General features: G+C 63.8%; 23 protein-coding genes. 14 read left to right on the forward strand and 9 right to left on the reverse strand.

The window, feature by feature from the left end; all coding sequences use genetic code 11:
* Window positions 1-13 precede the first annotated feature (13 nt).
* Window positions 14-547 (forward strand): DUF3299 domain-containing protein, encoded by a 534-nt coding sequence (locus IX761_RS06000; RefSeq protein WP_194788703.1) that lies wholly within the window; start codon window positions 14-16, stop codon window positions 545-547.
* A 124-nt stretch (window positions 548-671) separates the two neighbouring features.
* On the opposite strand, the gene IX761_RS06005 is transcribed toward IX761_RS06000, so the two are convergent.
* Window positions 672-1,568: a D-hexose-6-phosphate mutarotase gene (locus IX761_RS06005; protein ID WP_194788704.1), complete on the reverse strand. Its 897-nt coding sequence runs from the start codon at window positions 1,566-1,568 to the stop codon at window positions 672-674.
* A 73-nt stretch (window positions 1,569-1,641) separates the two neighbouring features.
* A complete protein-coding gene (locus tag IX761_RS06010) occupies window positions 1,642-2,040 on the reverse strand; it encodes an acyl-CoA thioesterase (RefSeq protein ID WP_003253317.1) in 399 nt (132 codons plus the stop codon).
* A 360-nt stretch (window positions 2,041-2,400) separates the two neighbouring features.
* On the opposite strand from IX761_RS06010, the gene IX761_RS06015 reads away from it, so the two are divergent.
* Entirely contained in the window at window positions 2,401-3,690 is a 1,290-nt protein-coding gene (locus IX761_RS06015; RefSeq protein ID WP_194788705.1) for an MFS transporter, read from the forward strand.
* Window positions 3,691-3,737: 47 nt separating this feature from the next.
* Here the strand turns inward: IX761_RS06015 and IX761_RS06020 are convergent, their stop codons facing one another.
* Window positions 3,738-4,151 (reverse strand): hypothetical protein, encoded by a 414-nt coding sequence (locus tag IX761_RS06020; protein WP_194788706.1) that lies wholly within the window; start codon window positions 4,149-4,151, stop codon window positions 3,738-3,740.
* 327 nt (window positions 4,152-4,478) lie between these two features.
* On the opposite strand from IX761_RS06020, the gene IX761_RS06025 reads away from it, so the two are divergent.
* The 7 genes from IX761_RS06025 to IX761_RS06055 all read left to right on the forward strand — a co-directional run bounded on the left by IX761_RS06025 (window position 4,479) and on the right by IX761_RS06055 (window position 13,553).
* Window positions 4,479-5,477 carry a phosphate ABC transporter substrate-binding protein PstS gene (locus IX761_RS06025; RefSeq protein WP_194788707.1) on the forward strand — a complete coding sequence of 333 codons (999 nt, stop codon included), beginning with the start codon at window positions 4,479-4,481 and terminating at the stop codon, window positions 5,475-5,477.
* Between the two features lie 140 nt (window positions 5,478-5,617).
* Window positions 5,618-7,906 carry an ABC transporter permease subunit gene (locus tag IX761_RS06030; RefSeq protein WP_194788708.1) on the forward strand — a complete coding sequence of 763 codons (2,289 nt, stop codon included), beginning with the start codon at window positions 5,618-5,620 and terminating at the stop codon, window positions 7,904-7,906.
* A gap of 17 nt (window positions 7,907-7,923) precedes the next feature.
* The gene (gene pstA, locus IX761_RS06035) at window positions 7,924-9,594 is read left to right on the forward strand and encodes a phosphate ABC transporter permease PstA (protein WP_194788709.1); all 1,671 of its coding nucleotides are present in this window, start codon (window positions 7,924-7,926) and stop codon (window positions 9,592-9,594) included.
* Between the two features lie 72 nt (window positions 9,595-9,666).
* The gene (gene pstB, locus IX761_RS06040; RefSeq protein WP_194788710.1) at window positions 9,667-10,500 is read left to right on the forward strand and encodes a phosphate ABC transporter ATP-binding protein PstB; all 834 of its coding nucleotides are present in this window, start codon (window positions 9,667-9,669) and stop codon (window positions 10,498-10,500) included.
* 184 nt (window positions 10,501-10,684) lie between these two features.
* The gene (phoU, locus tag IX761_RS06045; RefSeq protein WP_194788711.1) at window positions 10,685-11,455 is read left to right on the forward strand and encodes a phosphate signaling complex protein PhoU; all 771 of its coding nucleotides are present in this window, start codon (window positions 10,685-10,687) and stop codon (window positions 11,453-11,455) included.
* 163 nt (window positions 11,456-11,618) lie between these two features.
* The gene (locus IX761_RS06050) at window positions 11,619-12,527 is read left to right on the forward strand and encodes a response regulator (RefSeq protein ID WP_194788712.1); all 909 of its coding nucleotides are present in this window, start codon (window positions 11,619-11,621) and stop codon (window positions 12,525-12,527) included.
* A gap of 126 nt (window positions 12,528-12,653) precedes the next feature.
* On the forward strand, window positions 12,654-13,553 hold the full coding sequence (locus tag IX761_RS06055; RefSeq protein ID WP_194788713.1) for a M23 family metallopeptidase: 900 nt from the start codon (window positions 12,654-12,656) through the stop codon (window positions 13,551-13,553).
* Between the two features lie 117 nt (window positions 13,554-13,670).
* Here the strand turns inward: IX761_RS06055 and IX761_RS06060 are convergent, their stop codons facing one another.
* The 3 genes from IX761_RS06060 to phoB form a co-directional block, all read right to left on the reverse strand.
* Entirely contained in the window at window positions 13,671-15,011 is a 1,341-nt protein-coding gene (locus tag IX761_RS06060; protein ID WP_194788714.1) for a hemolysin family protein, read from the reverse strand.
* A 162-nt stretch (window positions 15,012-15,173) separates the two neighbouring features.
* The gene (gene phoR, locus IX761_RS06065) at window positions 15,174-16,445 is read right to left on the reverse strand and encodes a phosphate regulon sensor histidine kinase PhoR (RefSeq protein ID WP_267241112.1); all 1,272 of its coding nucleotides are present in this window, start codon (window positions 16,443-16,445) and stop codon (window positions 15,174-15,176) included.
* A gap of 72 nt (window positions 16,446-16,517) precedes the next feature.
* Window positions 16,518-17,207, reverse strand: a complete 690-nt coding sequence (gene phoB, locus IX761_RS06070; RefSeq protein WP_003253341.1) for a phosphate regulon transcriptional regulator PhoB — start codon at window positions 17,205-17,207, stop codon at window positions 16,518-16,520.
* A gap of 175 nt (window positions 17,208-17,382) precedes the next feature.
* Between phoB and IX761_RS06075 the strand changes: the two genes are divergently transcribed.
* Window positions 17,383-17,754 carry a hypothetical protein gene (locus IX761_RS06075; RefSeq protein WP_194788716.1) on the forward strand — a complete coding sequence of 124 codons (372 nt, stop codon included), beginning with the start codon at window positions 17,383-17,385 and terminating at the stop codon, window positions 17,752-17,754.
* Window positions 17,755-17,845: 91 nt separating this feature from the next.
* Here IX761_RS06075 and ubiA read toward each other — a convergent pair whose 3' ends face one another.
* Together ubiA and IX761_RS06085 are read right to left on the reverse strand one after the other, a co-directional pair.
* Window positions 17,846-18,736, reverse strand: coding sequence for a 4-hydroxybenzoate octaprenyltransferase (ubiA, locus tag IX761_RS06080; RefSeq protein WP_194788717.1), 891 nt, complete (start codon window positions 18,734-18,736; stop codon window positions 17,846-17,848).
* Window positions 18,736-19,293: a chorismate--pyruvate lyase family protein gene (locus IX761_RS06085; protein WP_194788718.1), complete on the reverse strand. Its 558-nt coding sequence runs from the start codon at window positions 19,291-19,293 to the stop codon at window positions 18,736-18,738. Before IX761_RS06085 ends, ubiA begins: the two co-directional genes overlap by 1 nt.
* A 229-nt stretch (window positions 19,294-19,522) precedes the next feature.
* Here IX761_RS06085 and IX761_RS06090 point away from each other — a divergent pair, with 229 nt between their 5' ends.
* The 4 genes from IX761_RS06090 (at window position 19,523) to IX761_RS06105 (ending at window position 21,876) form a co-directional block, all read left to right on the forward strand.
* Window positions 19,523-19,690, forward strand: a complete 168-nt coding sequence (locus IX761_RS06090; protein WP_011536423.1) for a rubredoxin — start codon at window positions 19,523-19,525, stop codon at window positions 19,688-19,690.
* Between the two features lie 35 nt (window positions 19,691-19,725).
* Window positions 19,726-20,874 (forward strand): NAD(P)/FAD-dependent oxidoreductase, encoded by a 1,149-nt coding sequence (locus tag IX761_RS06095; protein WP_194788719.1) that lies wholly within the window; start codon window positions 19,726-19,728, stop codon window positions 20,872-20,874.
* 188 nt (window positions 20,875-21,062) lie between these two features.
* On the forward strand, window positions 21,063-21,359 hold the full coding sequence (locus IX761_RS06100; RefSeq protein WP_060507706.1) for an HU family DNA-binding protein: 297 nt from the start codon (window positions 21,063-21,065) through the stop codon (window positions 21,357-21,359).
* Window positions 21,360-21,501: 142 nt separating this feature from the next.
* Complete coding sequence (locus IX761_RS06105) at window positions 21,502-21,876, forward strand: helicase (protein ID WP_125466073.1); 375 nt, start codon at window positions 21,502-21,504, stop codon at window positions 21,874-21,876.
* A gap of 145 nt (window positions 21,877-22,021) precedes the next feature.
* Here IX761_RS06105 and IX761_RS06110 read toward each other — a convergent pair whose 3' ends face one another.
* Window positions 22,022-23,425, reverse strand: coding sequence for an HDOD domain-containing protein (locus IX761_RS06110; protein WP_194788720.1), 1,404 nt, complete (start codon window positions 23,423-23,425; stop codon window positions 22,022-22,024).
* Between the last annotated feature and the right edge of the window lie 72 nt (window positions 23,426-23,497).

A 23,497-nucleotide genomic window follows, 5' to 3' on the forward strand; every position in this document is an offset into this window, starting at 1 on the left:
GCCGAGCATTGTCATGCGTGCGTTTTTCCTCATTCCCCTGCTGCTGGCCAGTACCCTGGCCCATGCCGAATTGCCCGAAACCGACTGGTTGGAGCTGATGCCCAAGTCGGACCAGAAGGCCCTCGAGCAAATGCCCGAGATCGACCACGACTCCCCCGAAGCCCAGGGCACCTTCACCGCCAAGGGTGGCCTGAAGCAGAGCAAGGGCCTGCCGGCGGTGATGTACTCGACCAAGACCGTGGCCGCGATGAACGGCAAACAGATCCGCCTGGGCGGGTACCCGGTGCCGCTGGAGAGCGATGCCAAGGGCAACAGCACGTTGTTCTTCCTGGTGCCGTACCCGGGGGCGTGCATCCACGTGCCGCCGCCGCCGCCCAATCAGCTGGTGCTGGTGCGGTATCCGAAAGGGTTGAAGATCGACGATATCTACACGCCGTTGTGGGTGACCGGCGCGCTGAAGGTGGAGACGGTCAGCAATGACCTGGCGGATGCGGCGTATGCGCTGGATGCGGGGAAGGTGAGGGTGGTGGAAGACGCCGACCTTTGATCGCCTGCACCGGCCCCTTCGCGGGCAAGCCCGCTCCCACAGGACCTGCATAGCCCCTGAAAGCTGTTGAGTACTTGTGGGAGCGGGCTTGCCCGCGAAGAGGCCGGTGCAGGTAACGCAAGTTTCAGATTTTTTCACAGCCGATGGTGAGCACCAGCGAATGACTCGCCCCAGGCTTGAGCTCCACCACGTCATCCCACACATTCGCCGTCTCGATGCACAGCATGCGCTGCCAGCCGTCATCGGCCATGTCCGGCAAGTCGCGGGCGCGGTCGGTCCAGGGGTTCCAGATCACCGCCGTGCGCGAACCGCCGGCCTTCAAGGTAATGCGCCGCTCCCAGTGCGGGTCGACGATGCTCAACTGCTCGGGCGCATCCAGGTAGATGCGGTCGGTTTCGCCGGCAAAGCCCAGCGCGCCTTGCTGGCTACGCTGCTCCCAGTTGGCCAGGGTTTCGATGTAGCCCAGGCCCTCGACACCCTCCACCCGCACCTGGCGCACATCGCTCACCGCGAAGTAACTGTGCAGGGCCTGGCTAAGGGTGACAGCGGTATTGCCGAGGTTGTAGCTGCTCAGAGTCAGCTTCAGCTGGTCGCCCAACTCAACCACCAACTTGAGCTCCACGTCGTGGGGCCAGCCAGGCAGGTCGCCGCGGGCTTCGGGCAGGGTGAATTCGATCACCAGCGTGTCACTGGCTTCCTCCACGCTCAGCAGCTGCCAGTCGCGCCCTCGCACCAGCCCGTGGGCGGGCGCTTGTTCGCCCGTGTACATGGCTTTGACGGCGTCGGGGTTGCGCTCGAAGTTGCCGAACCAGGGCCAGCACACCGGTACCCCGGCACGCACCGACTTGCCCTGGCGGAAGATGGCCTGGTCGCTCAGCCACAGCAGCGGCGGTTCGCCGATGCGCTGGTAGCTCAAGACCTGCGCGCCCTGCTGGGCGATCAAAAGATCAGCGTGGTCGCTGGTGATGCGCCAGCAGTTGAGTTCGCCGTGTAGCTCGGTGTCGACCTGGTAGTTAGCCATTGCACTCGTCTCATTGGTTGCCTGTCGGGCCGTTTGACCCGGGGACGTGCAATGAGTTTATCGCTCGCGCCGCTCAGCGACGAGGAACGGAGCGTGTGCGGCCACTGCCGTCGATGGCGACGAACACGAACACGGCCTCGGTGACCTTGCGCCATTCGCTGGACAGCGGGTCGTCACTCCACACCTCGACCATCATCTGGATCGAGCTGCGGCCGATTTCCAGGGTCTGGGTATAGAACGACAGCTGTGCACCCACGGCCACCGGCACCAGGAAGGCCATGCGGTCGATGGCGACGGTGGCAACCCGGCCGCCGGCGACGCGGCTGGCCATGGCGGTGCCGGCCAGGTCCATCTGGGCGACCAGCCAGCCGCCGAAGATATCGCCGAAGCCGTTGGTTTCGCGCGGCAGCGCGGTGATCTGCAAGGCCAGGTCGCCCTGCGGGATGGGATCTTCTTGTTCGAGCTCAATCATGCCGTGGGGCCTCTGACCCGTGACGCTTCGTTGATGGCGCGGTGACGGACGCCGTAAAAACGATTCAGCCGCACGCATACTACGCTGATTTCGCTTCAGGGGCGGCCACAGGAAAACTCTGCGAAACAGTCTGACAACATTGTCCGACGTTTTTGCACAGCATCCTGCATTAAAAGCGACCTTTTCCTACGAGCGGGCAGTATATAGACCATCACAGCCAGCGACGACCGCGCATTCATGAATATCTGTATGGATTTTGTACCCTATGAGCGCGGCTCGGCAATTTGTTATCTTCGCTGCCTACCCAATCCAGAAGCCGCATGCCAAGCGGCCTGCAGACCTACAAGAGAAACCGCAGCGATGACCTCCGTGCAGAGCAGTATCGAGCAGCCGTCCCGGCCGCTGTCCCGCAGTGACTACAAGACCCTCTCGCTGTCGGCCCTGGGTGGTGCCCTGGAGTTCTACGACTTCATCATCTTCGTGTTCTTCGCCACGGTGGTGGGCAAGCTGTTCTTCCCCGCCGACATGCCCGAATGGCTGCGCCTGATGCAGACCTTCGGCATCTTCGCCGCCGGCTACCTGGCGCGCCCGCTCGGCGGCATCATCATGGCCCACTTCGGTGACCTGCTCGGGCGCAAGAAGATGTTCACCCTGAGCATCTTCATGATGGCGGTGCCCACCCTGATCATGGGCCTGTTGCCGACCTATGCGCAGATCGGCCTGTGGGCGCCGATCCTGCTGCTGTTGATGCGCGTCATCCAAGGGGCGGCCATCGGCGGCGAGGTGCCGGGGGCCTGGGTGTTCGTCTCCGAGCACGTGCCGGCGCGCAATACCGGCTACGCCTGCGGCACCCTGACGGCTGGCTTGACCTCGGGCATCCTGCTTGGCTCGCTGGTGGCGACGCTGATCAATACGATCTACAGCCCGGAAGAAGTGGCGGACTACGCCTGGCGCATCCCGTTCCTGCTGGGGGGTGTGTTCGGCTTCTTCGCGGTCTACCTGCGTCGCTGGCTGCATGAAACCCCGGTGTTCGCCGAGATGCAGGCGCGCAAGGCCCTGGCCGAGGAGCTGCCGCTGCGCGCGGTGCTGCGCGACCACCGTGGCGCGATCATCCTGTCGATGCTGCTGACCTGGCTGCTGTCGGCCGGCATCGTGGTGATCATCCTGATGACCCCGGCCTTGTTGCAGAGCCTTTACCACGTCAGCCCCACCGATTCGCTCAAGGCCAACAGCCTGGCCATCGTGCTGCTCAGCCTGGGCTGCATCGGCGCAGGCCGCCTGGCCGACCGCTTCGGTGCCGGGCGGGTGTTCATTGTCGGTAGCCTGGCGCTGCTGGCCTCGTCCTGGGCCTTCTACCACAGCCTGCCGACCCGGCCGGACCTGCTGTTCCCGTTGTATGCGCTGACCGGGCTGTGCGTGGGTATCGTCGGTGCGGTGCCCTACGTGATGGTCAAGGCGTTCCCGCCGGTGGTGCGCTTCAGTGGGCTGTCGTTCTCCTACAACCTGGCCTACGCGATCTTCGGCGGGCTGACACCGATGGTGGTGACCGCGCTGCTGAAATTCAGCCCCATGGCGCCGGCCTACTATGTGGCGTGCTTGTGTGCAGTTGGATTGCTGGTGGGGTTGTATCTACTGGCGAAGAAGCGCTGACTCAATGGGTTGAAGAGGTCCTGTCTACAGCAGGGCCTCCTTGAACGCTATTTGCGCTCAACAAGCAGATAGATCGTCCATAGGGTTATGACGGGGGTTGCGAATAAAAAGGTAGAGGGGACTGGATTTTGAGCGAACATTCCTAGCGCCCCAAAGAAAGCGAGCAGGTCGAGAGGGCAATTCGAAATGAGCAGGACGCCCAGTCTGAGGGCTCCGCTTTTACGTTTGGCGAGTACCCATGTCGTAATGTTTCCCCCCAGACAGACCGCCAGCGGTATGAAAAACACTGTTACAACCAGGCCATAAGCAGCTGCCCCCGTTGGATCATAGTTGGTACCGATAAATAGAATCAGGCCAAGCGTCGTCATCAATGGTGCAGCGAGGGTACGTACCAGAACCCGCATCCAGGTTACTTTCAGCCTTTCGACCGATCGCGGCGGTGTTTTCGGTTCTCTGGTCATTGAATCCATAGTCATGTGGGGCGGATCTTGAGGAAAGGGAAGAAATCATAGGCTTGATTGATCTAGGAAATTCCTGGTAGAGCCGTAGGGCATTTCCTGCGTGCCTATAGGATTTCGGCATGAATTGGCTTTTCAGGTTCGCTATGCCCGCAAGCCCAGCGGTGCTGTGATCCGCTCTCTCGAAACATCTTGAAAAGGCCATCCCGGGATACCGGTGATGGCCTTTCATCCAATTGTCATATTCGAGTCATAGAGTGTTCATACGGCCTGCGGATACTTGGGCCCGTTCCATCACAACCCCTACGATATTCCTGCTAGGAGCAAGGCATGAAACTGAAGCGTTTGATGGCGGCCCTGACCTTTGCCGCCGCTGGCGTTGCAACCGCCAATGCGGTCGCCGCTGTCGATCCTGCAATCCCGACCTACACCAAGACCACCGGTGTATCGGGCAACCTCTCCAGCGTTGGTTCCGACACCCTCGCGAACCTGATGACCCTGTGGGCCGAGGCCTACAAGAAGGAATATCCGAACGTAAACATCCAGATCCAGGCCGCCGGCTCCTCCACCGCGCCGCCCGCCCTGACCGAAGGCACCGCCAACCTGGGCCCGATGAGCCGCAAGATGAAGGACGTCGAGCTGCAGGCCTTCGAGCAGAAGTACGGCTACAAGCCAACCGCCATCCCGGTGGCCGTCGACGCCCTGGCCGTGTTCGTGCACAAGGACAACCCGATCAAGGGCCTGACCATGGCGCAAGTCGACGCCATCTTCTCCTCCACCCGCCTGTGCGGTGGCAAGGCTGACGTCAAGACCTGGGGTGACCTCGGTGTGACCGGCGACCTGGCCAACAAGCCAATCCAGCTGTTCGGCCGTAACTCGGTATCGGGCACCTACGGCTACTTCAAGGAAGAAGCCCTGTGCAAAGGCGACTTCAAGCCTAACGTCAACGAACAGCCTGGCTCGGCTTCGGTCGTGCAGTCGATCAGCTCCTCGCTGAACGGCATCGGCTACTCGGGCATCGGCTACAAGACCGCCAGCGTCAAGACCGTGGCCCTGGCCAAGAAAGAAGGCGGTGCTTTCGTCGAAGATAACGAAGCCAACGCCCTGAACGGCACCTACCCGCTGTCGCGCTTCCTCTACGTCTACGTCAACAAGGCGCCGAACAAGCCTCTGGCCCCGCTGGAAGCCGAGTTCGTCAAGCTGGTGCTGTCGCAGGCTGGCCAGCAGGTCGTGGTGAAGGATGGCTACATCCCACTGCCGGCCAAAGTGGTCGACAAGACCCTGGCTGACCTGGGCCTGTCCCACGCCGGTAACGTTGCAAAGAAGTAAGTAATTGAGGATGAGGCCGGTGCTGATGCCCGGCCTTGTCCGCGAATTCCTCAGTCCGAAGCCAGGGTTCCTGCGCGGCGGGCTTTCTTGCGTCACTGCATTGTCATGTTTTTGTCATACGGGACCGCTAGGGTGTGCGCATGAATGATCTGGCCAACTCCACCATGACCCAAAATTCCCCGCCGGTGCGCATTGATTTCAATACGCCCGAGCTGCAACGCAAGCGCCGCATGCGCGCCCTCAAGGACCGCCTGACCCGCTGGTACGTCCTGGTGGGCGGGCTGGCCGTGCTCGCTGCCATTACGCTGATCTTCTTCTACCTGGCCTACGTGGTGCTGCCGCTGTTCCAGGGCGCCGAACTGACCAGCAAGAAGGCGCTGGAGCCGACCTGGCTGCAGCAGGACGCCGGCAAACCGCTGATGATCGCCCTCGAGGAGCAGAACCTCGTGGGCATGCGCGTGTCCGACAAGGGCCAGGCGCTGTTCTTCGACACCAAGACCGGTAATGAACTCAAGCGCGTCGACCTGCCGCTGCCTGCGGGCACCCAGGTCAGCTCGATCAGCACCGACCAGCCGGGCAGCCCGCTGGTGGTGGTAGGCCTGTCCAACGGCCAGGCGCTGGTGTTCCACCACACCTACAAGATCACCTACCCGGACAACAAGAAGACCATCGAGGCGGGCATCGACTACCCCTATGGTCAGGACCTGTTCACCCTGGACGACCAGGGCCGTGCGCTGGAGCACGTGAGCGTCAACGTCAATGGCGACACCCTGCTGCTGGCCGGCTCCACCGGCGCGCACCTGCAAGTGATCGAGCTGTCGCGCACCGAGAACATGATGACCGACGAGGTCACCGTCGAGCAGAACCGCATCGAGCTGCCGCAGATGACCGAGACGGTGAAGAACATCTTCATCGACCCGCGCCAGCAGTGGCTGTACGTGGTCAACGGCCGCGCCACCGCCGACGTGTTCAGCCTGCGCGACAAGAGCCTCAACGGCCGCTACAAGCTGCTCGAGGACGGTAACGCCGAAATCACCGCCAGCGGCCAGCTGGTCGGTGGTATCTCGCTGATCTTCGGCGACTCCAAGGGTGGCCTGAGCCAGTGGTTCATGGCCCGCGACCCGGATGGCGAGTCGCGCTTCAAGCTGATCCGCAGCTTCCAGCTGGGCAACGCGCCGGTCGTGCAGATCGACGCCGAAGAGCGCCGCAAGGGCTTCATCGCCCTGGACAGCGCCGGCAAGCTGGGTGTGTTCCACAGCACTGCACACCGCACCCTGCTGGTCGAGCCGGTCGCCGACGGCGCTGGCGTGCTGGCCCTGTCGCCGCGCGCCAACCGCATCATCATCGAGGAAGGCGGCAAGCTGCTGCCGCTGAGCCTGCGCAACCCGCACCCGGAGGTTTCCTTCAGCGCGCTGTGGGGCAAGGTCTGGTACGAGAACTACGACGAGCCTAAATACGTCTGGCAATCGACCGCCTCGAACACCGACTTCGAGCCCAAGCTGAGCCTGTCGCCGCTGACCTTCGGTACGCTCAAGGCCGCGTTCTACGCGATGATCCTGGCTGCTCCGCTGGCCATTGCCGCCGCGATCTACACCGCCTACTTCATGGCCCCGGGCATGCGCCGCAAGGTCAAGCCGGTGATCGAGCTGATGGAAGCGATGCCGACGGTGATCCTCGGCTTCTTCGCCGGCCTGTTCCTCGCGCCGTATCTCGAAGGCCACCTGCCGGGTGTGTTCAGCCTGCTGCTGATCCTGCCGGTGGGCATCCTGGTCGCCGGTTTCGCCTGGAGCCGCCTGCCAGAGTCGATCCGCCTGCGCATCCCGGACGGTTGGGAAGCGGCGATCCTGATCCCGATCATCCTCGCCATCGGCTGGTTCGCGCTGTACATGAGCCCGTTCATGGAGAGCTGGTTCTTCGGCGGCGACATGCGCCTGTGGATCACCAACGACCTGGGGATCACCTACGACCAGCGCAACGCCCTGGTAGTCGGTATCGCCATGGGCTTCGCGGTCATCCCGAACATCTACTCCATCGCCGAAGACGCCGTGTTCAGCGTGCCGCGCAGCCTCACCCTGGGCTCGCTGGCCCTGGGTGCCACGCCCTGGCAGACCCTGACCCGCGTGGTCATCCTCACCGCCAGCCCGGGTATCTTCTCGGCGCTGATGATCGGCATGGGCCGTGCGGTGGGCGAGACCATGATCGTGCTCATGGCCACCGGCAACACCCCGGTGATGGAGCTGAACCTGTTCGAGGGCATGCGCACCCTGGCCGCCAACGTGGCCGTGGAAATGCCTGAATCGGAAGTCGGAGGCAGCCACTACCGTGTGCTGTTCCTCGCCGCCCTCGTGCTGCTGATGTTCACCTTCGTGATGAACACCCTGGCCGAGCTGATTCGCCAGCGCCTGCGCAAGAAATACTCGTCGCTTTGATAGAAAGGTAGAGATCCGTGAAAAAGGATTCCCTCAAAGGCTGGTTCAAGAGCGGCGCCCCTGGCGTCTGGATCAGCGGTGGCGCGGTGGCCATGGCGGTCATCATGACCGTCGGCCTGCTGGCCGTGATCGCCGTGCGCGGCCTGGGCCACTTCTGGCCCGCCGACCTGGTGCAGGCCACCTACAAGGTGCCCGGCCAGGCTGATCACATCGTCATCGGTGAAGTGGTACAGAAGGAAGAAGTGCCCCGCGAACGCCTCAAGGGTGCCGGCCTGCCGGTACCCGACCAGGGTCCGGAGTTCATGACCCGCGAGCTGATCAAGGTGGGTAACCGCGACCTCAACGGCAGCGACTTCACCTGGGTGGTCGGCGAGTGGCTGGTCGACCAGCAGAAACCCGCCGACCTGATCGCCCTGGAACGCCGCGAGTGGGGCAACTTCTACGGCTACCTGGTCAGCGTCAAGGAAGAAGGCCGCGTGGTTGCCCAAGGCCCGGAAGCCTGGAACGAGCTGCAGGCCCGCCTCAAGCGCGCCAGCGCGCTCAACGACCAGCTGGTCAAGCTCGAGAAGAAGGACATCGGTGCCATCAACCATGGCCTGGAGCGCCTGCGCCTGCACAGCCGCAAGCTGGAACTGGACGGCAAGCTCGACGCCGCCGCCCAGGCCGACATGGACGCCGAGCGCGCCGAGCTGAACAACCGCTACAAGGCCATCGAAGAGCGCCTGAACGGCCTGCACCAGGAGTTCGCCCGCGACAGCCTGGTGGCCCGCGACGGCAACGGCCGCGAAGTGGAGATCAACCTGAGCAAGGTGGTCCACGCGATCCAGCCGAACGCCATGTCCGGCATGACCAAGATGGGCGCGTACTTCGCCAAGGTGTGGGAGTTCCTCAGCGACGACCCGCGTGAAGCCAACACCGAGGGCGGTATCTTCCCGGCGATCTTCGGCACCGTGATGATGACCCTGATCATGGCGGTGATCGTCACCCCGTTCGGCGTGCTGGCGGCTGTATACCTGCGCGAATACGCAAAGCAAGGCCCGGTGACCCGCCTGATCCGTATCGCGGTGAACAACCTGGCCGGTGTCCCGGCGATCGTCTACGGCGTGTTCGGCCTGGGCTTCTTCGTCTACGTGCTGGGTGGTTCGATCGACCGGCTGTTCTTCCCCGAGTCGCTGCCGGCACCCACGCTGGGGACCCCCGGCCTGCTGTGGGCCTCGCTGACCCTGGCGCTGCTGGCGGTGCCGGTGGTGATCGTGGCCACCGAGGAAGGCCTGGCGCGTATCCCGCGCACCGTGCGTGAGGGCTCGCTGGCCCTGGGTGCGACCAAGGCCGAGACCCTGTGGAAGATCGTCCTGCCGATGGCCAGCCCGGCCATGATGACCGGCATGATCCTCGCCGTGGCCCGCGCCGCCGGCGAAGTGGCCCCGCTGATGCTGGTGGGTGTGGTGAAGCTGGCGCCGTCGCTGCCGGTGGACGGCAATTACCCGTACCTGCACCTGGACCAGAAGATCATGCACCTGGGCTTCCACATCTACGACGTCGGCTTCCAGAGCCCCAACGTCGAGGCCGCGCGGCCGCTGGTGTACGCCACCGCGCTGCTGCTGGTACTGGTGATCGCCACCCTCAACCTCTCGGCGGTGTGGATCCGTAACCACCTGCGCGAGAAGTACAAGGCCCTCGACCACTGATCCTGATTGCAAGCGTGCCGCCCGAACGCCGGGCGGCCCTTTGAAACGAATTGATAGCGTATGGAGTTGACCATGCAGCATGAATCCCACGCCCACGGCATCGACATGTCGGCCCTGGGCCGCGACAAGCAGAGCCTGCGCCTGGCCGAAGAGACCGTGGCCATCGAAGTACCCGGTCTGTCCCTGTACTACGGCGACAAGCAGGCGCTGTTCGACGTCAGCATGAATATCCCCAAGCAGCGCGTGACCGCCTTCATCGGCCCGTCCGGTTGCGGCAAGTCCACGCTGCTGCGCACTTTCAACCGCATGAACGACCTGGTGGACGGCTGCCGCGTCGAGGGTGCCATCAACCTCTACGGCAACGACATCTACCGCAAGGGCGAGGACGTGGCCGAGCTGCGCCGCCGCGTGGGCATGGTGTTCCAGAAGCCCAACCCGTTCCCCAAGACCATCTACGAGAACGTGGTCTACGGCCTGCGCATCCAGGGCATCAACAAGAAGCGCACCCTCGATGAAGCCGTCGAGTGGGCACTCAAGGGCGCGGCCCTGTGGGACGAGGTCAAGGACCGCCTGCACGAGTCGGCGCTGGGCCTGTCCGGTGGTCAGCAGCAGCGTCTGGTGATCGCCCGCACCATCGCCGTGGAGCCAGAAGTGCTGCTGCTCGACGAACCGTGCTCGGCACTGGACCCGATCTCGACGCTGAAGGTCGAAGAGCTGATCTACGAACTGAAATCCAAGTACACCATCGTCATCGTTACCCACAACATGCAGCAGGCGGCCCGTGTTTCGGACTACACCGCGTTCATGTACATGGGCAAACTGGTCGAATTCGGTGATACCGATACCCTGTTCACCAACCCGGCGAAGAAGCAGACCGAAGACTACATCACCGGTCGCTACGGCTAGTTGCTGACTGGGTTCAGGCGTCTCTGTGGGAGCGGGCTTGCCCGCGAAGCAGGCGCCGCGGTGGCTGGCACCGGCTGCGCCGGTGTTCGCGGGCAAGCCCGCTCCCACAGGACCAGACAACGCCAGTAAGCCAGGGAACGACACGAACGACTTGAAGCTTGCAGCTTCTTCGCGGAGCGAAACGATGATCAACAAAGAAAGCCTTACCCACCACATCTCCCAGCAGTTCAACGCCGAGCTCGAAGAGGTGCGCAGCCACCTCCTGGCCATGGGCGGGCTGGTCGAGAAGCAGGTCAACGACGCGGTCACCGCGCTGATCGAGGCCGATTCGGGCCTGGCCCAGCAAGTGCGTGAAGTGGACGAACAGATCAACCAGATGGAGCGCAACATCGACGAGGAGTGCGTGCGCATCCTCGCCCGTCGCCAGCCGGCGGCCTCCGACCTGCGCCTGATCATCAGCATCTCCAAGTCGGTGATCGACCTGGAGCGCATCGGCGACGAGTCCACCAAGATCGCCCGTCGCGCCATCCAGCTGTGCGAGGAAGGCGAGTCGCCGCGTGGCTACGTCGAGGTGCGCCACATCGGCGACCAGGTGCGCAACATGGTCCGCGACGCGCTGGACGCCTTCGCCCGCTTCGACGCCGACCTGGCGCTGTCGGTGGCCCAGTACGACAAGACCATCGACCGCGAATACAAGACCGCGCTGCGCGAGCTGGTCACCTACATGATGGAAGACCCGCGCTCGATCTCCCGCGTATTGAGCGTGATCTGGGCCCTGCGTTCGCTGGAGCGCATCGGCGATCACGCACGCAACATCTCCGAGCTGGTGATCTACCTGGTGCGCGGGACCGACGTGCGCCACATGGGCCTCAAGCGCATGAAAGCCGAAGTACAGGGCGAAGCGTTCGAAGAGGGCGAAATCGCTAATGTTCCGGCTGAACCGGACGATAAATAAGATTGCTCCCGAGCATGAACGCCCGGCATTCGCCGGGCGTTTTCGTTTGCGCACGAGCACCAGCAGGCACCCGCGATCGATCCGAGCAGTCCCGGCGTGACCCGTGGTTTGGCAAATGGCCATCAGTCGGCGGTATGCTAGTCGGGATTCAAGAGGAGTATCGATGAGTAAAGTGAATGTGCTGGTCGTGGACGATGCCCCGTTCATCCGCGACCTGGTGAGAAAGTGCCTGCGCAATGCCTTCCCGGGCATGGTGATCGAGGACGCGGTCAACGGCCGCAAGGCCATGGCCATGCTGGCCAAGGAGCGTTTCGACCTGGTCCTGTGCGATTGGGAGATGCCGGAGATGTCCGGCCTCGAACTGCTGACCTGGTGCCGCCAGCAGGAAGAGATGAAAACCATGCAGTTCATCATGGTGACCAGCCGTGGTGACAAGGAGAACGTGATCCAGGCCATCCAGGCCGGCGTCTCCGACTTCGTCGGCAAGCCGTTCACCAACGAGCAGCTGCTGACCAAGGTGAAGAAGTCCCTGACCAAGATCGGCAAGCTCGACAGCCTGATGTCCAGCGCGCCGGCCCGGGTCAACTCGGCGTTCGCCAACGATTCGCTCAGCGCGCTCACCGGCGGGCGTCCGGAGGCTGCCAAGGTCGCCGCACCTGCTGCGGCCGCACCCACCGCTGCCAAGCCATTGATCAATGCGCCCAAGCCGCAGAGTGCCGTGGCTTCCGCCCAGGCCGGTCGTGGCCAGGGCCAGTTGCGCCTGTCCAGTGGCACGCAGCCCTGCGTGATCAAGGCCCTGAGCCTGAAAGAGGCGCTGCTGGTGGTGCGCCGCAGCGCCAACCTGCCGCAGGTGCTCGAAGGTGCGGTGCTGGACCTGGAGCAGGGCGAGAACGCCGAGGTGGCCCGCCTGAACGGCTACCTGCACGCCATCGCCGCGCTGGAGCCCAAACCCGAAAGCGACTGGCTGCAGTTGACCTTCAAGTTCGTCGACCAGGATGCGCAGAAGCTCGACTACCTGTCGCGACTGATCGCCCGTGGCACCACGCAGAAGCACTTCACGCCGGGCGCCTGAATTCTGGTGTCCTGTAGGAGCGCCCCGGCAGGGCCGCTCCTACAAATCTTCCGACCAGCTGTAACAACTTGTCTGCAGTTGGGCTGCTAGGCTTCGACAGATCACAACTGTCAAAAAGCCACCATCATGCCAGCCTTCCGCCTGCTGCTGTCCTGTGCCTTGCTCGCGGCCTCGGCGATGAGCCAAGGCATGACCCTCTACAAGACCACCGACGATTATGGCGTGGTGTCCTACTCCGACCGTCCTACGCCGGGCTCGACCCCCTGGATCGTCCGCGAACCCATGGTCGAGCGGCTCGACGGCCAGGTGCGCTTGCAGACCGAACCCTTCCCCGGTGGCGTACGTTTCATCGCCCGCAATGAGCTGCACGTACCGATGGAGGTCGAGCTGCGCCTCAATGGCCTGGCCAACGCCTTCGGCGGCAATGCCCCGCGCATCGTGCGGCGGGTGGTGGCAGCGCGTTCGACCCAGGTGCTCAGCGTGGTCCTGGCCGCGCCGGGTGGGCCGCTGAAGTACGCCAGCAAGTTCCAGTACGCCATGGGCGACCCGGTGCGGCGCACCCAGGGCTACCGCTACCCATTCCCCTGGAAGGGCGGACCGTTCCGCATCAGCCAGGGCCCCAACGGGCGTTTCAGCCACTTCGGCCCCAAGGGGCGCTACGCCATCGACATTGCCATGCCCGAGGGCACGCCGATCATCGCGGCCAGGGGCGGGGTGGTGGTGAAGGTGGAGAACAACCAGAGTGGCCGCGGCACCAACCCGGCGGGCAATTTCGTGCGCATCCTGCACCCGGACGGCACCATGGGTGTGTACCTGCACCTGATGCGCGGCTCGGTGGTGGTGGGCGAGGGGCAGCAGGTGGTGCTGGGGCAGGCACTGGCCAAGTCGGGTAATACCGGCAACAGCAGCGGGCCGCATTTGCATTTCGTGGTGCAGCGCAACGTGGGGCTGGCGCTGGAGTCGATCCCGTATCAGTTCGACCGGCCGATTGGCGGGATGCCGGATTTCACGGCGGGGAACCCCTGACATTGTTGGGGCCGCTTTGCGGCCCTTTCGCGGCACAAGGCCGCTCCTACAGTGGATTGCATATTCCTGTAGGAGCGGCCTTGTGCCGCGAAAGGGCTGCGCAGCAGCCCCAAAGGTTCAATCCAGCTTGAGCACCTTGGCCAGCACGATCTTCGGCCCTTTCATCTTCTTGACGATGATGCGCAGGCCTTCGACCTCCAGCACTTCCTCTTCTTCAGGCACGCGCTTGAGGGTTTCGTAGATCAGCCCGGCAAGCGTCTCCGCCTCGATGTGGTCGAGGTCGATCCCCAGCAGGCGCTCGACCTTGAACAGCGGCGTGTCGCCGCGCACCAGCAACTTGCCCGGCTGGTAGGCGAGGATGCCGCGCTCGGTCTTGCGGTGTTCGTCCTGGATATCGCCCACCAGCACTTCCAGCACGTCTTCCATGGTCAGGTAGCCGATCACCTTGCCATCGGCCTCTTCGACCAGCACGAAGTGTGCGCCACCCTTGCGGAACTGCTCCAGCAGCTGTGACAGCGGCATGTGCCGCGACACCCGCTCCAGCGGGCGGGCCAGGTCTTCGAGGTCGATGGTCTCGGGCAGGTGGTCCAGCTCGGCCAGCTCCAGCAGCAAATCCTTGATGTGCAGCAGGCCGGTGAACTCTTCGCGCTCGGCGTCGTACACCGGGTAGCGGCTGAACTTGTGCCGGCGCAGCAGGGCGAGGATTTCCTTGAGCGGGGCATGGGCATCGATGCTGACCATGTCCTCGCGCGAGTTGGCCCAGTCGACTACTTCCAGTTCGCCCATTTCCACCGCCGAGGCCAGCACGCGCATGCCTTGGTCGCTCGGGTCCTGGCCGCGGCTGGAGTGCAGGATCAGCTTGAGCTCTTCACGGCTGTAGTGATGCTCGTGGTGCGGGCCGGGCTCGCCCTGCCCGGCGATGCGCAGGATAGTATTGGCGCTGGCGTTGAGCAGGTAGATCGCCGGGTACATCGCCCAGTAGAACAGGTACAGCGGCACGGCGGTCCACAGCGACAGCAGCTCGGGCTTGCGGATCGCCCAGGATTTGGGGGCCAGCTCGCCGACCACGATGTGCAGGTAGGAGATGACGAAGAAGGCAACGAAGAACGAGATCGCCTTGATCAGCTCGGGGGAGTCGACGCCGAAGTAGGCCAGCAACGGTTCGAGCAGGTGGGCGAACGCCGGCTCACCGACCCAGCCCAGGCCCAGCGAGGCCAGGGTGATACCCAGCTGGCAGGCCGAGAGATAGGCGTCGAGCTGGTTGTGTACCTTGCGCAGGATGCTGCCGCGCCAGCCGTGCAATTCGGCGATGGACTCGACGCGGGTGGAGCGCAGCTTGACCATGGCGAACTCCGCGGCCACGAAGAAGCCATTGAGCAGCACCAGGAACAAGGCGAAAAGAATCATGCCGAAGTCGGCGAACAACGAGGTGAGGCTGATACCAGGGGAAGGGTCCATGATGGGGTTTTACGGGGTCCGTCTTTGAAATAGGAAGAAAAAAAGTGCCAGCGTTTGCTGGCACGGGGGATCCAATGTAGCGGCTGAGGCGGCAAAAGCAAAGGGGCGGGGGCAAGCCCACTCCCACGTCACCCGTGGCAGCGGGCTTGCCCCGCGATGCTTTCACACCTTGCTCATGACCAATTGTGCCGGCGCGAAGTGACAGGTGAAGGTACTGCCGTGACCCGGCACGCTGCTGATCTCCAGCTTGCCGCGATGGCGCATCAGCACATGCTTGACGATCGCCAGGCCCAGCCCGGTGCCGCCGGTATTCGACGCACGGCTGGAATCGACGCGGTAGAAACGCTCGGTCAGGCGCGGCAGGTGCTTGGCCTCGATGCCGACCCCCGAGTCCTGCACGCTCAAGTGCGCGCCCTGCTCGTCGGCCCACCAGCGAATGCGAATATTACCTTCGTCCTGGGTGTACTTGACCGCGTTGAACACCAGGTTGGAGAACGCGCTGCGCAGCTCCGATTCGCTGCCTTTCAAGCGTATGCCGGGCGCGGCCTCCAGGGTGATGCGCTGGTTGCGCGGGCCGGACAGGGCCTGGGCGTCGTTCTTGATCGTGCCGAGCAGGGCATCGACCAGCACCGGCTGGTTGTCCGAGGGGTAGTCGGTGGCTTCGAGCTTGGCCAGCAGCAGCAGGTCGTTGAGCAAGGTCTGCATGCGCGAGCCCTGGGCGCTCATCTGTTGCAGGGCGCGGCCCCAGCGTGGGTTCACGTCCTCGACGTTGTCCAGCAGCGTCTCCAGGTAGCCGGTGATCACCGTCAGCGGCGTGCGCAACTCGTGGCTGACGTTGGCGACGAAGTCCTTGCGCATCTGTTCGAGCTGATGGATGCGGGTGACGTCGCGCACCAGCATCAGGTGCTCGTTGTTGCCATAGCGGGTGAGGTGCAGTTGCACCCGCAGGCGGTCATTGATCGGTGACGGGATTTCCAGCGGCTCGGTGTAGTTCTGCGACTCGAAATATTCCTTGAAGCGCGGGTGGCGCACCAGGTTGGTCACCGGCTGGCCACCGTCCTGCGGGGTCTTGAAGCCCAGCAGGGTCTCGGCGGCGCGGTTCCACCACTCCAGGTTGCCTTCGCTGTCGAGCATGATCACTGCGTCACGCAGCGCGGCTGTGGACTCCTGGACCCGGTCGATCACCGCTTGCAGGCGCCCGCGCACGCGCTGGTCGCGGCGTTGCAGGTGGTAGATGCTGTCGAACACCTCGCCCCACAGGCCATAACCGTCGGGCGGTGCTTCATCGGGTTGGTGGTTGCGCAGCCAGTCGTGCAGGCGCAGCAGCTGCTTGAGGGTCCAGCCCAGGTAGAGTGCCAGGCCGATGGCCAGGCACCAGCCGTAGTAGCCGGTGACCAACCCGCCGATCAGGCAGGCGGTGATCAGCAGGAGCATGTGGCGAATCAGGGTTGCGTGCCAGTTCTGGTTCAATTGACAGTCCTTGTACAGCGGGCGCCTGGGCTTCGATCAGCTTTTGGTCGAGAAGCGATAACCCGTGCCGCGGACGGTTTGTACCAGATTTTCGTAGGCTTCACCCAGCGCCTTGCGCAGGCGGCGGATGTGCACGTCGACGGTACGCTCTTCGACGTAGACGTTGCCGCCCCACACCTGGTCGAGCAGCTGGCCACGGGTGTAGGCGCGTTCCTGGTGGGTCATGAAGAACTGCAGCAGGCGGTATTCGGTGGGGCCCATCTCGGCGGGCTTGCCGTCGATGGTCACGCGGTGGCTGATCGGGTCGAGCAGCAGGCCGCCGACTTCGATCGGCGCTTCGCTGTCGCTCGGGCCGGTGCGGCGCAGCACGGCCTTCAGGCGCGCCACCAGCTCGCGGGGCGAGAACGGCTTGGTGATGTAGTCGTCGGCGCCCACTTCAAGACCCTGGATCTTGTTGTCCTCTTCGCCCTTGGCGGTGAGCATGATGATCGGGATATCGCCGGTCAGCTCGTCACGCTTCAGGCGGCGGGCCAGTTCGATGCCCGAGGTGCCTGGCAGCATCCAGTCGAGCAGGATCAGGTCCGGCTTGCGGTCGACGATGATGGCGTGGGCCTGTTGCGAATTCTCGGCCTCGAGGCAGTCATAGCCAGCCATTTCCAATGCAACGGCGATCATCTCGCGGATAGGCGCTTCGTCGTCGACGATCAGAATGTTTCTGCCAACCATGCTCAATTACCTCTCCCGGGAACGATGTCTTGGCCCGCATTAGATAACGGAATTATTGCAGCTGTGTGACAGGGCATGGGCAGTTCTGGCGACATTGCATGACTGGGCTAGGCTTCAGGGGGCCGCTGCGGCGGTGCCCAGAACCCATACAACCCCCGAAACGACGGTGATTCCAATGACACGACATACGCTGAGCTGGATGGCCCTTTGCGCTGCGCTGGCAGTGCCGGGGGTGGCGTCGGCTCATCACGCCATGGAGAAGAACGGCATGTGGGTCGATCACGACGGCATGACCTTGTACACCTTCGACAAGGACAGCGGCGGCAAGTCCATGTGCAACGGCGACTGCGCCAAGAACTGGCCGCCGCTGATGGTCAAGAAGGACGACGAGGCGCCGAAGGACAAATGGACCCATGTCACCCGTGATGATGGTTCGATGCAGTGGGCCTACGATGGCAAGCCGCTGTACACCTTCGTCAAGGACAAGAAGGCCGGGGACATGACCGGCGATGGTGTGAAGGACGTCTGGCACGTGGCCAAGCCTTGACGCATTGTGGGAGCGGGCTTGCCCCGCGATTGCGATGGTATGGCTAGCGCCGCAATCGCGGGGCAAGCCCGCTCCCACGGGTTCGATGTGATCAACGCAGCGCGTAGTCCAGCACCACCCCGATAAACATCAACATCCCCGCCCAGTGGTTGTGCAGGAACGCCTTGAAGCACGACTCGCGGTCCAGCCCGCGCGTCGACCAGAACTCCCAGGCGAAGCACACCGCCGCTGCCAGCAGCCCCAGGTGGAACCAGCCCCCCAGATCGAAGCGATTGCCTGCCAGCAACAGGCAGCCCAGCGACAGCAGCTGCAAGGTCAGGATGATCACCCGGTCGGCCTCGCCGAACAGGATGGCGGTGGACTTCACCCCGATCTTCAGGTCGTCGTCACGGTCGACCATTGCGTAGTAGGTGTCATAACCCACCGTCCACAGCACGTTGGCGATGTACAGCAGCCAGGCGGCGGCCGGCAGCTCGCCACCGGCGGCGGTGAAGGCCATGGGGATGCCCCAGGAATACGCCGCGCCCAGCACCACTTGCGGGTAGTAGGTGTAGCGCTTCATGAACGGGTAGCAGAAGGCCAGGGCCACGGCGCCAAATGACAACCACACCGTCTTGGCGTTGGTGCACAGCACCAGCAGGAAACTCACGCCCACCAGCACCGCGAACAGCATCAATGCTTCGCGCGGCTTGACCCGGCCACTGGCCAGCGGCCGGTCGGCAGTGCGTTTTACATGGCCGTCGACCTTGCGGTCGGCGAAGTCGTTGATGCAGCAGCCGGCGGCACGCATCAGCACCACGCCCAGCCCAAAGATCAGCACGTTGGCCACGCTGGGCGAGCCATTGCCGGCGATCCACACCGCCATCAGCGTCGGCCACAGCAACAGGTAGATGCCGATCGGGCGGTCCATGCGGCTCAGCTGGACGAAGTCCCAGGCCCGTGGGTGCAAGCGGTTGAGCGACTTGAGCAGGTGCAGGTACATCAGCGGGTTTCCTCCTTGGCCGCTTGCCACAACGCTGGCAGGAAGATCTCCGCCACCAGCAGGTCGAGCCCGGCACGCTCGAAGCGTGAACGGCGGCCCCAGAGCCCGGCATGAGCGGCCTCGGCGGGCAACCAGGCCTGTGGATAACTGCACACTTCGATGGGGTGGCGAACAAAGGCCTGGTCGCAGAACAGCAGTTCGCCGAGCGAGCGGCTGCCCAGGGTTTCCAGGTCGAGGCCGCCGCGCTCCAGCACGCTGCGCCCGGCCACGCTGCGGGCGAACACCCAGGGTTGGCCATGGCCGCGCAGGTACACCTCGCGCACCCAGCCTTCTTCGCCAGGCGGCAGGCCTAGGGCGGCGCATTCGTCATCGCGCAGGGGTTGCCAGCCTTCGAACAGGGGGGTGACGCTGAAATGGTCGTTGCTGAGGCGGGTCAGGCGGCGGGTCAGGGAGCCTTCGTCGAACAGCCAGTCGAGGGTCGGCTGGGCGAGCGTGGCCGCCAGCTGTGGATACGCCAGCCACGCGACAGCGGCTGCTTGCGGGGTTTCGTACGACACGTCGGTATGCTTGTGACAGCCAGAGAGGCGGCGAGCTTAGCATGATTGCCCGGACTGCTTGCATACTGCCGGCAGGGCCAGTACAAAGCCCCCAAGAATTGCGCGCTGGCCCCTTCGCGGGCAAGCCCGCTCCCACAAGTCCTGTGCTGCACCTGTGGGAGCGGGCTTGCCCGCGAAGAGGCCATCAGTTGCAACACAACACTTGAGCCTGTGCGAGGAAGAACGACCCATGAAGAAGTGGCAATGCATTGTCTGTGGCCTGATCTACGACGAAGCCGAAGGCTGGCCGGATGACGGCATCGCCCCAGGCACCCGCTGGGAAGACGTGCCGGAAGACTGGCTGTGCCCCGACTGTGGCGTGGGCAAGAGCGACTTTGAAATGATCGCCATCGGCTGATCGCAAACCTGTTTTCGCAAAGAGGAAGCACCTGCATGTCGTCCCCCGTGGTGATCATCGGCACCGGCCTGGCCGGCTACAACCTGGCCCGTGAGTTTCGCAAGCTCGACGGTGAAACGCCGTTGCTGCTGATTACCGCCGACGATGGTCGCTCGTATTCCAAGCCCATGCTCTCCACGGGGTTCGCCAAGGGCAAGGACGCCGACGGCCTGTGCATGGCCGAGCCGGGCGCCATGGCCGAGCAACTCAAGGCCGAGGTGCGCACCCACACCCATATCAGCGGCATCGACCCTGGCCACAAGCGCCTGTGGATCGGTGAAGAGGCGGTCGAGTACCGCGACCTGGTCCTGGCCTGGGGTGCGCAGACCGTGCAGGTGCCGGTGCAAGGCGATGCCTGTGATCGGGTATTCCCGATCAACGACCTCGAGGACTACGCGCGTTTTCGTGCTGCAGCTGCCGGCAAGCAGCGGGTGCTGATCCTCGGTGCCGGCCTGATCGGCTGCGAGTTCGCCAACGACATGACCTTGGGCGGTTACCAATGCGACGTGGTCGCCCCCTGCGAGCAGGTGATGCCGACCTTGCTGCACCCAGCGGCTGCGGCCGCCGTCCAGGCTGGCCTGGAGGGCCTGGGCGTGCGCTTTCACCTGGGGCCGGTGCTGAACCGGCTGCAGCAGGTCGCCGAGGGGCTGGAAGCGCACCTGTCCGACGGCAGCGTGATTGCCTGCGACCTGGTGGTCTCGGCCATCGGTCTGCGCCCGCGCACCGACCTGGCGGCCGCCGCTGGTTTGCTGGTAAACCGGGGTGTGGTGGTCGATCGCCAGCTGCGCACCTCCCACGCCAATATCTTCGCCCTGGGCGATTGCGCCGAGGTCGATGGCATCAACCTTCTGTACGTGATGCCGCTGATGGCCTGTGCCCGCGCGCTGGCCCAGACCCTGGCCGGCAACCCGACCGCTGTCAGCTATGGGCCGATGCCGGTCACCGTGAAGACCCCGGCCTGCCCACTGGTGGTGTCGCCGCCACCCGCCGGCCAAGAAGGTGTGTGGCAGGTGGAGGGCAGCGGCACCGACCTGAAGGTGCTGTGCTACGGGGCCGACGGCCAGCTGTTGGGCTATGCGCTGACCGGTGCCGCGGTCCTCGACAAACTGGCGCTCAACCGCCAGTTGCCAGCATTGATGGCGTAAATAGCGGGCGTTCTGTCGGATTTCTCCTGTTCTTGCCGCGACAATGGCCGCCCAGGTACTGGCGCGGCCCCTGGCGGCGTGCCATTCTCACTGGCGTCTGCCGCAGCCTAGAGCCTGCGGTGCCTTGAACGCTGCTTCGTTCGGCAGCACGGCATAACAACAAGAAATTCCGTCAAAGAGGCTTCACTATGCGTAAACCAGAACTCGCCGCCGTCATCGCCGAAAAGGCCGATCTGACCAAGGAAAAGGCCAACCAGGTTCTCAACGCCATTCTCGATAGCATCACCGGTGCGCTCGACAAGGACACCGTCACCCTGGTCGGTTTCGGCACCTTCGAAAAACGCCACCGCGGCGCCCGCACCGGCAAGAACCCGCAAACCGGCGAGCCGGTGAAAATCAAGGCCAGCAACACCGTTGCCTTCAAGCCGGGCAAGAACCTGCGCGACAGCGTCAACGTACCGGCCAAGCCTGCCAAGAAAAAGTGATCGCTACCGCACAGCGGTCATTGGAACGGGCGCCTCAGGGCGCCCGTTGTGTTTCTGGGCGCTAAATGCAGCGAACTTGCGTAAACAGATCAAGAAACGGATAGACTGCGCCCCTTAGTCACTTTTCATTCGAGGCGCGTTGATGAAGTTTCGCTTTCTTCTCTGGGCCATGGGGCTGCTGATGGCCAAGGCCAGCCGCAACAACCCGGCGTTCCAGCAGCAGTTGCAGGACAAGGACCTGGTGTTCCAGATGCAGACGCTGGACGGCAAGGTCGCCCGGCACTTCGTGGTCAAGGATCAGCGCATCAGCAGCAAGGGCGGCCTGCACCCACAGCCGGCCTTCGCCATCGCCTTCAAGGATGCCGGCTACGGCTTCGCCACCCTGCAGGCGGGCAACAAGCAACTGGCGTTCATGCAGGGGATTCAGGACAAGAGCATCCAGATCAAGGGCAACCCGGCGCTGGTGATCTGGTTCCAGGGCTTGATGAAGTATCTGAAGCCCAAGAAGAAGGGCTGAACTTCAACGGCCTGTTGTGCACGCGATCCCTGTAGGAGCGACCCCAAGTTTTCAAAGGGTACATAAATTGCTGGGGCCGCTCCGCGGCCCTTTCCGGCCGGTCCGGCGCCCCGGCAAGGCCGCTCCTACACAACAGCGCAATGCCTTAGTGCGGTGCGTGGAACTGCGAAGCCAGCTCACGCAGCAGCGCCTCCGCCTCCAGCACCTTGTTCACCACTTCCTCGGCCTTGTCCCGGGTCAGCCCCAGGCGCTCGAGCAGCGCATCCGGGATCTCGTCCTGCGGCCCCGAGCCGATCCCGCGCGCGCGCAGCAGGCGTACCGCCAGGCAGACCAGGTTGGGGAAGGCGGAGTACTCGCCATCGTATGAGGGGTCGTGCTGGAAGCGCAGGGCGGTGCACAGCTCGTCCGGCATGTCCCACAGCTTCATCAGCCAGGCACCGATCTGTTCGCGGCTGATGCCCAGCAGGTGCTGTTCCACATAGCTGTGGCAGACGTGCGGGTTGACCTCCAGATGGCGGCAGATCAGCGAGAAGTGCGGCGGGAACACGTGCGCCAGCAGCAGGTAGCCAAAGTTGTGCAGGAGGCCCGCAAGGTAGGTCAGGCCTGCTTCGGGGCGCTCGGCACGGGGCATGGCGCGGGTCAGGCCTTCGATCACCGCAGCGGTGTAGATCGACTGCTGCCAGTAAGGTGTGGCCTGTTGCGGGTGATCCTTGGGCAGGCTGAGGGTTTTGCCCAGGGCCAGGCCCAGCGCCAGGTTGATCACCAGGTCGAAGCCCAGCACGCGGACGATCGCATCCTCCACCGAGCGGATCTTGCCCGGTGAGGCGTAGTAGGGCGATGCCGCCCAGCTGACCACTTGGGCGGCCAGGGCCGGGTCGGTTTCCACCACGCCGGTGATGTCGTCGATGCTGGCATTGGGATCGACGCGCAGCTTGATGATCTTCTGGGCGGTGTCGGCCAGCGGCGGGATCTCGATGGTCTCTTCGAGACGCTTCTGGATGCGACGGGCGGTAAACTCTTGAACCGCCTTGGTGATCTCTTGGGAGTCATCGTGCGGGCGGTTGAGGTTGGGGCGGATGTCTTCGACCGCTTGCCCGAAGCTGCTGGCACTGGCCTTGGCCAGCATCTTCTTGAAGGCGGTGCGGCTGACCTCCAGCAGCAGGCCGGACTCGCCGGACTGGATCAGCAGGGTTTCATTGTCGAGCAGGCTCTTCTCGTACTGGCAGGGCGAGCTGGTCAACGCCGGAATCGCCGGCAGCTGCTTGAGGTGGTGCTTGTCGAGCATCTGGTTCAGGCGTGCCAGCGGCACCGCCGTGAGGCTGCGGCCGGTCAGTTCTTCAAAGCGCTTGAGGTCGAGCAGCTGGCTCTGCGGGAACAGCACCATCATGGCGCCGATGTCGTCATCGAGCAGAGCGGCCTGCACCCGAGAGGCGGCCGGCAACGACGGATGCTCGGTCACCTCGCGGTAGGTAACGCCGATTTTATCGAGCAACAGCCGGATGACAGACGGTGCGGTTGGGGTTGCGGTGTCCAGGGCAACTTCAGTCATGGTCTGTATCCAATCTTTCTTTTAAACGCGAAGTATAACCAGCTTGATCGGCAGGCTGGATCCATTATGGGA

Origin of the sequence: Pseudomonas sp. UFMG81, assembly GCF_015354575.1 — a bacterium.
Lineage (GTDB): Bacteria > Pseudomonadota > Gammaproteobacteria > Pseudomonadales > Pseudomonadaceae > Aquipseudomonas.

Excerpts from the sequence above, each read along its gene's own strand:
- IX761_RS06000 (WP_194788703.1), top strand. The coding sequence starts at position 14 with ATGCGTGCGTTTTTCCTCATTCCCCTGCTGCTGGCCAGTACCCTGGCC.
- IX761_RS06005 (WP_194788704.1), bottom strand. The coding sequence starts at position 1,568 with ATGGCTAACTACCAGGTCGACACCGAGCTACACGGCGAACTCAACTGC.
- IX761_RS06010 (WP_003253317.1), bottom strand. The coding sequence starts at position 2,040 with ATGATTGAGCTCGAACAAGAAGATCCCATCCCGCAGGGCGACCTGGCC.
- IX761_RS06015 (WP_194788705.1), top strand. The coding sequence starts at position 2,401 with ATGACCTCCGTGCAGAGCAGTATCGAGCAGCCGTCCCGGCCGCTGTCC.
- IX761_RS06020 (WP_194788706.1), bottom strand. The coding sequence starts at position 4,151 with ATGACCAGAGAACCGAAAACACCGCCGCGATCGGTCGAAAGGCTGAAA.
- IX761_RS06025 (WP_194788707.1), top strand. The coding sequence starts at position 4,479 with ATGAAACTGAAGCGTTTGATGGCGGCCCTGACCTTTGCCGCCGCTGGC.
- IX761_RS06030 (WP_194788708.1), top strand. The coding sequence starts at position 5,618 with ATGAATGATCTGGCCAACTCCACCATGACCCAAAATTCCCCGCCGGTG.
- pstB (WP_194788710.1), top strand. The coding sequence starts at position 9,667 with ATGCAGCATGAATCCCACGCCCACGGCATCGACATGTCGGCCCTGGGC.
- phoU (WP_194788711.1), top strand. The coding sequence starts at position 10,685 with ATGATCAACAAAGAAAGCCTTACCCACCACATCTCCCAGCAGTTCAAC.
- IX761_RS06050 (WP_194788712.1), top strand. The coding sequence starts at position 11,619 with ATGAGTAAAGTGAATGTGCTGGTCGTGGACGATGCCCCGTTCATCCGC.
- IX761_RS06055 (WP_194788713.1), top strand. The coding sequence starts at position 12,654 with ATGCCAGCCTTCCGCCTGCTGCTGTCCTGTGCCTTGCTCGCGGCCTCG.
- IX761_RS06060 (WP_194788714.1), bottom strand. The coding sequence starts at position 15,011 with ATGGACCCTTCCCCTGGTATCAGCCTCACCTCGTTGTTCGCCGACTTC.
- phoR (WP_267241112.1), bottom strand. The coding sequence starts at position 16,445 with ATGCTCCTGCTGATCACCGCCTGCCTGATCGGCGGGTTGGTCACCGGC.
- phoB (WP_003253341.1), bottom strand. The coding sequence starts at position 17,207 with ATGGTTGGCAGAAACATTCTGATCGTCGACGACGAAGCGCCTATCCGC.
- IX761_RS06075 (WP_194788716.1), top strand. The coding sequence starts at position 17,383 with ATGACACGACATACGCTGAGCTGGATGGCCCTTTGCGCTGCGCTGGCA.
- ubiA (WP_194788717.1), bottom strand. The coding sequence starts at position 18,736 with ATGTACCTGCACCTGCTCAAGTCGCTCAACCGCTTGCACCCACGGGCC.
- IX761_RS06090 (WP_011536423.1), top strand. The coding sequence starts at position 19,523 with ATGAAGAAGTGGCAATGCATTGTCTGTGGCCTGATCTACGACGAAGCC.
- IX761_RS06095 (WP_194788719.1), top strand. The coding sequence starts at position 19,726 with ATGTCGTCCCCCGTGGTGATCATCGGCACCGGCCTGGCCGGCTACAAC.
- IX761_RS06100 (WP_060507706.1), top strand. The coding sequence starts at position 21,063 with ATGCGTAAACCAGAACTCGCCGCCGTCATCGCCGAAAAGGCCGATCTG.
- IX761_RS06105 (WP_125466073.1), top strand. The coding sequence starts at position 21,502 with ATGAAGTTTCGCTTTCTTCTCTGGGCCATGGGGCTGCTGATGGCCAAG.
- IX761_RS06110 (WP_194788720.1), bottom strand. The coding sequence starts at position 23,425 with ATGACTGAAGTTGCCCTGGACACCGCAACCCCAACCGCACCGTCTGTC.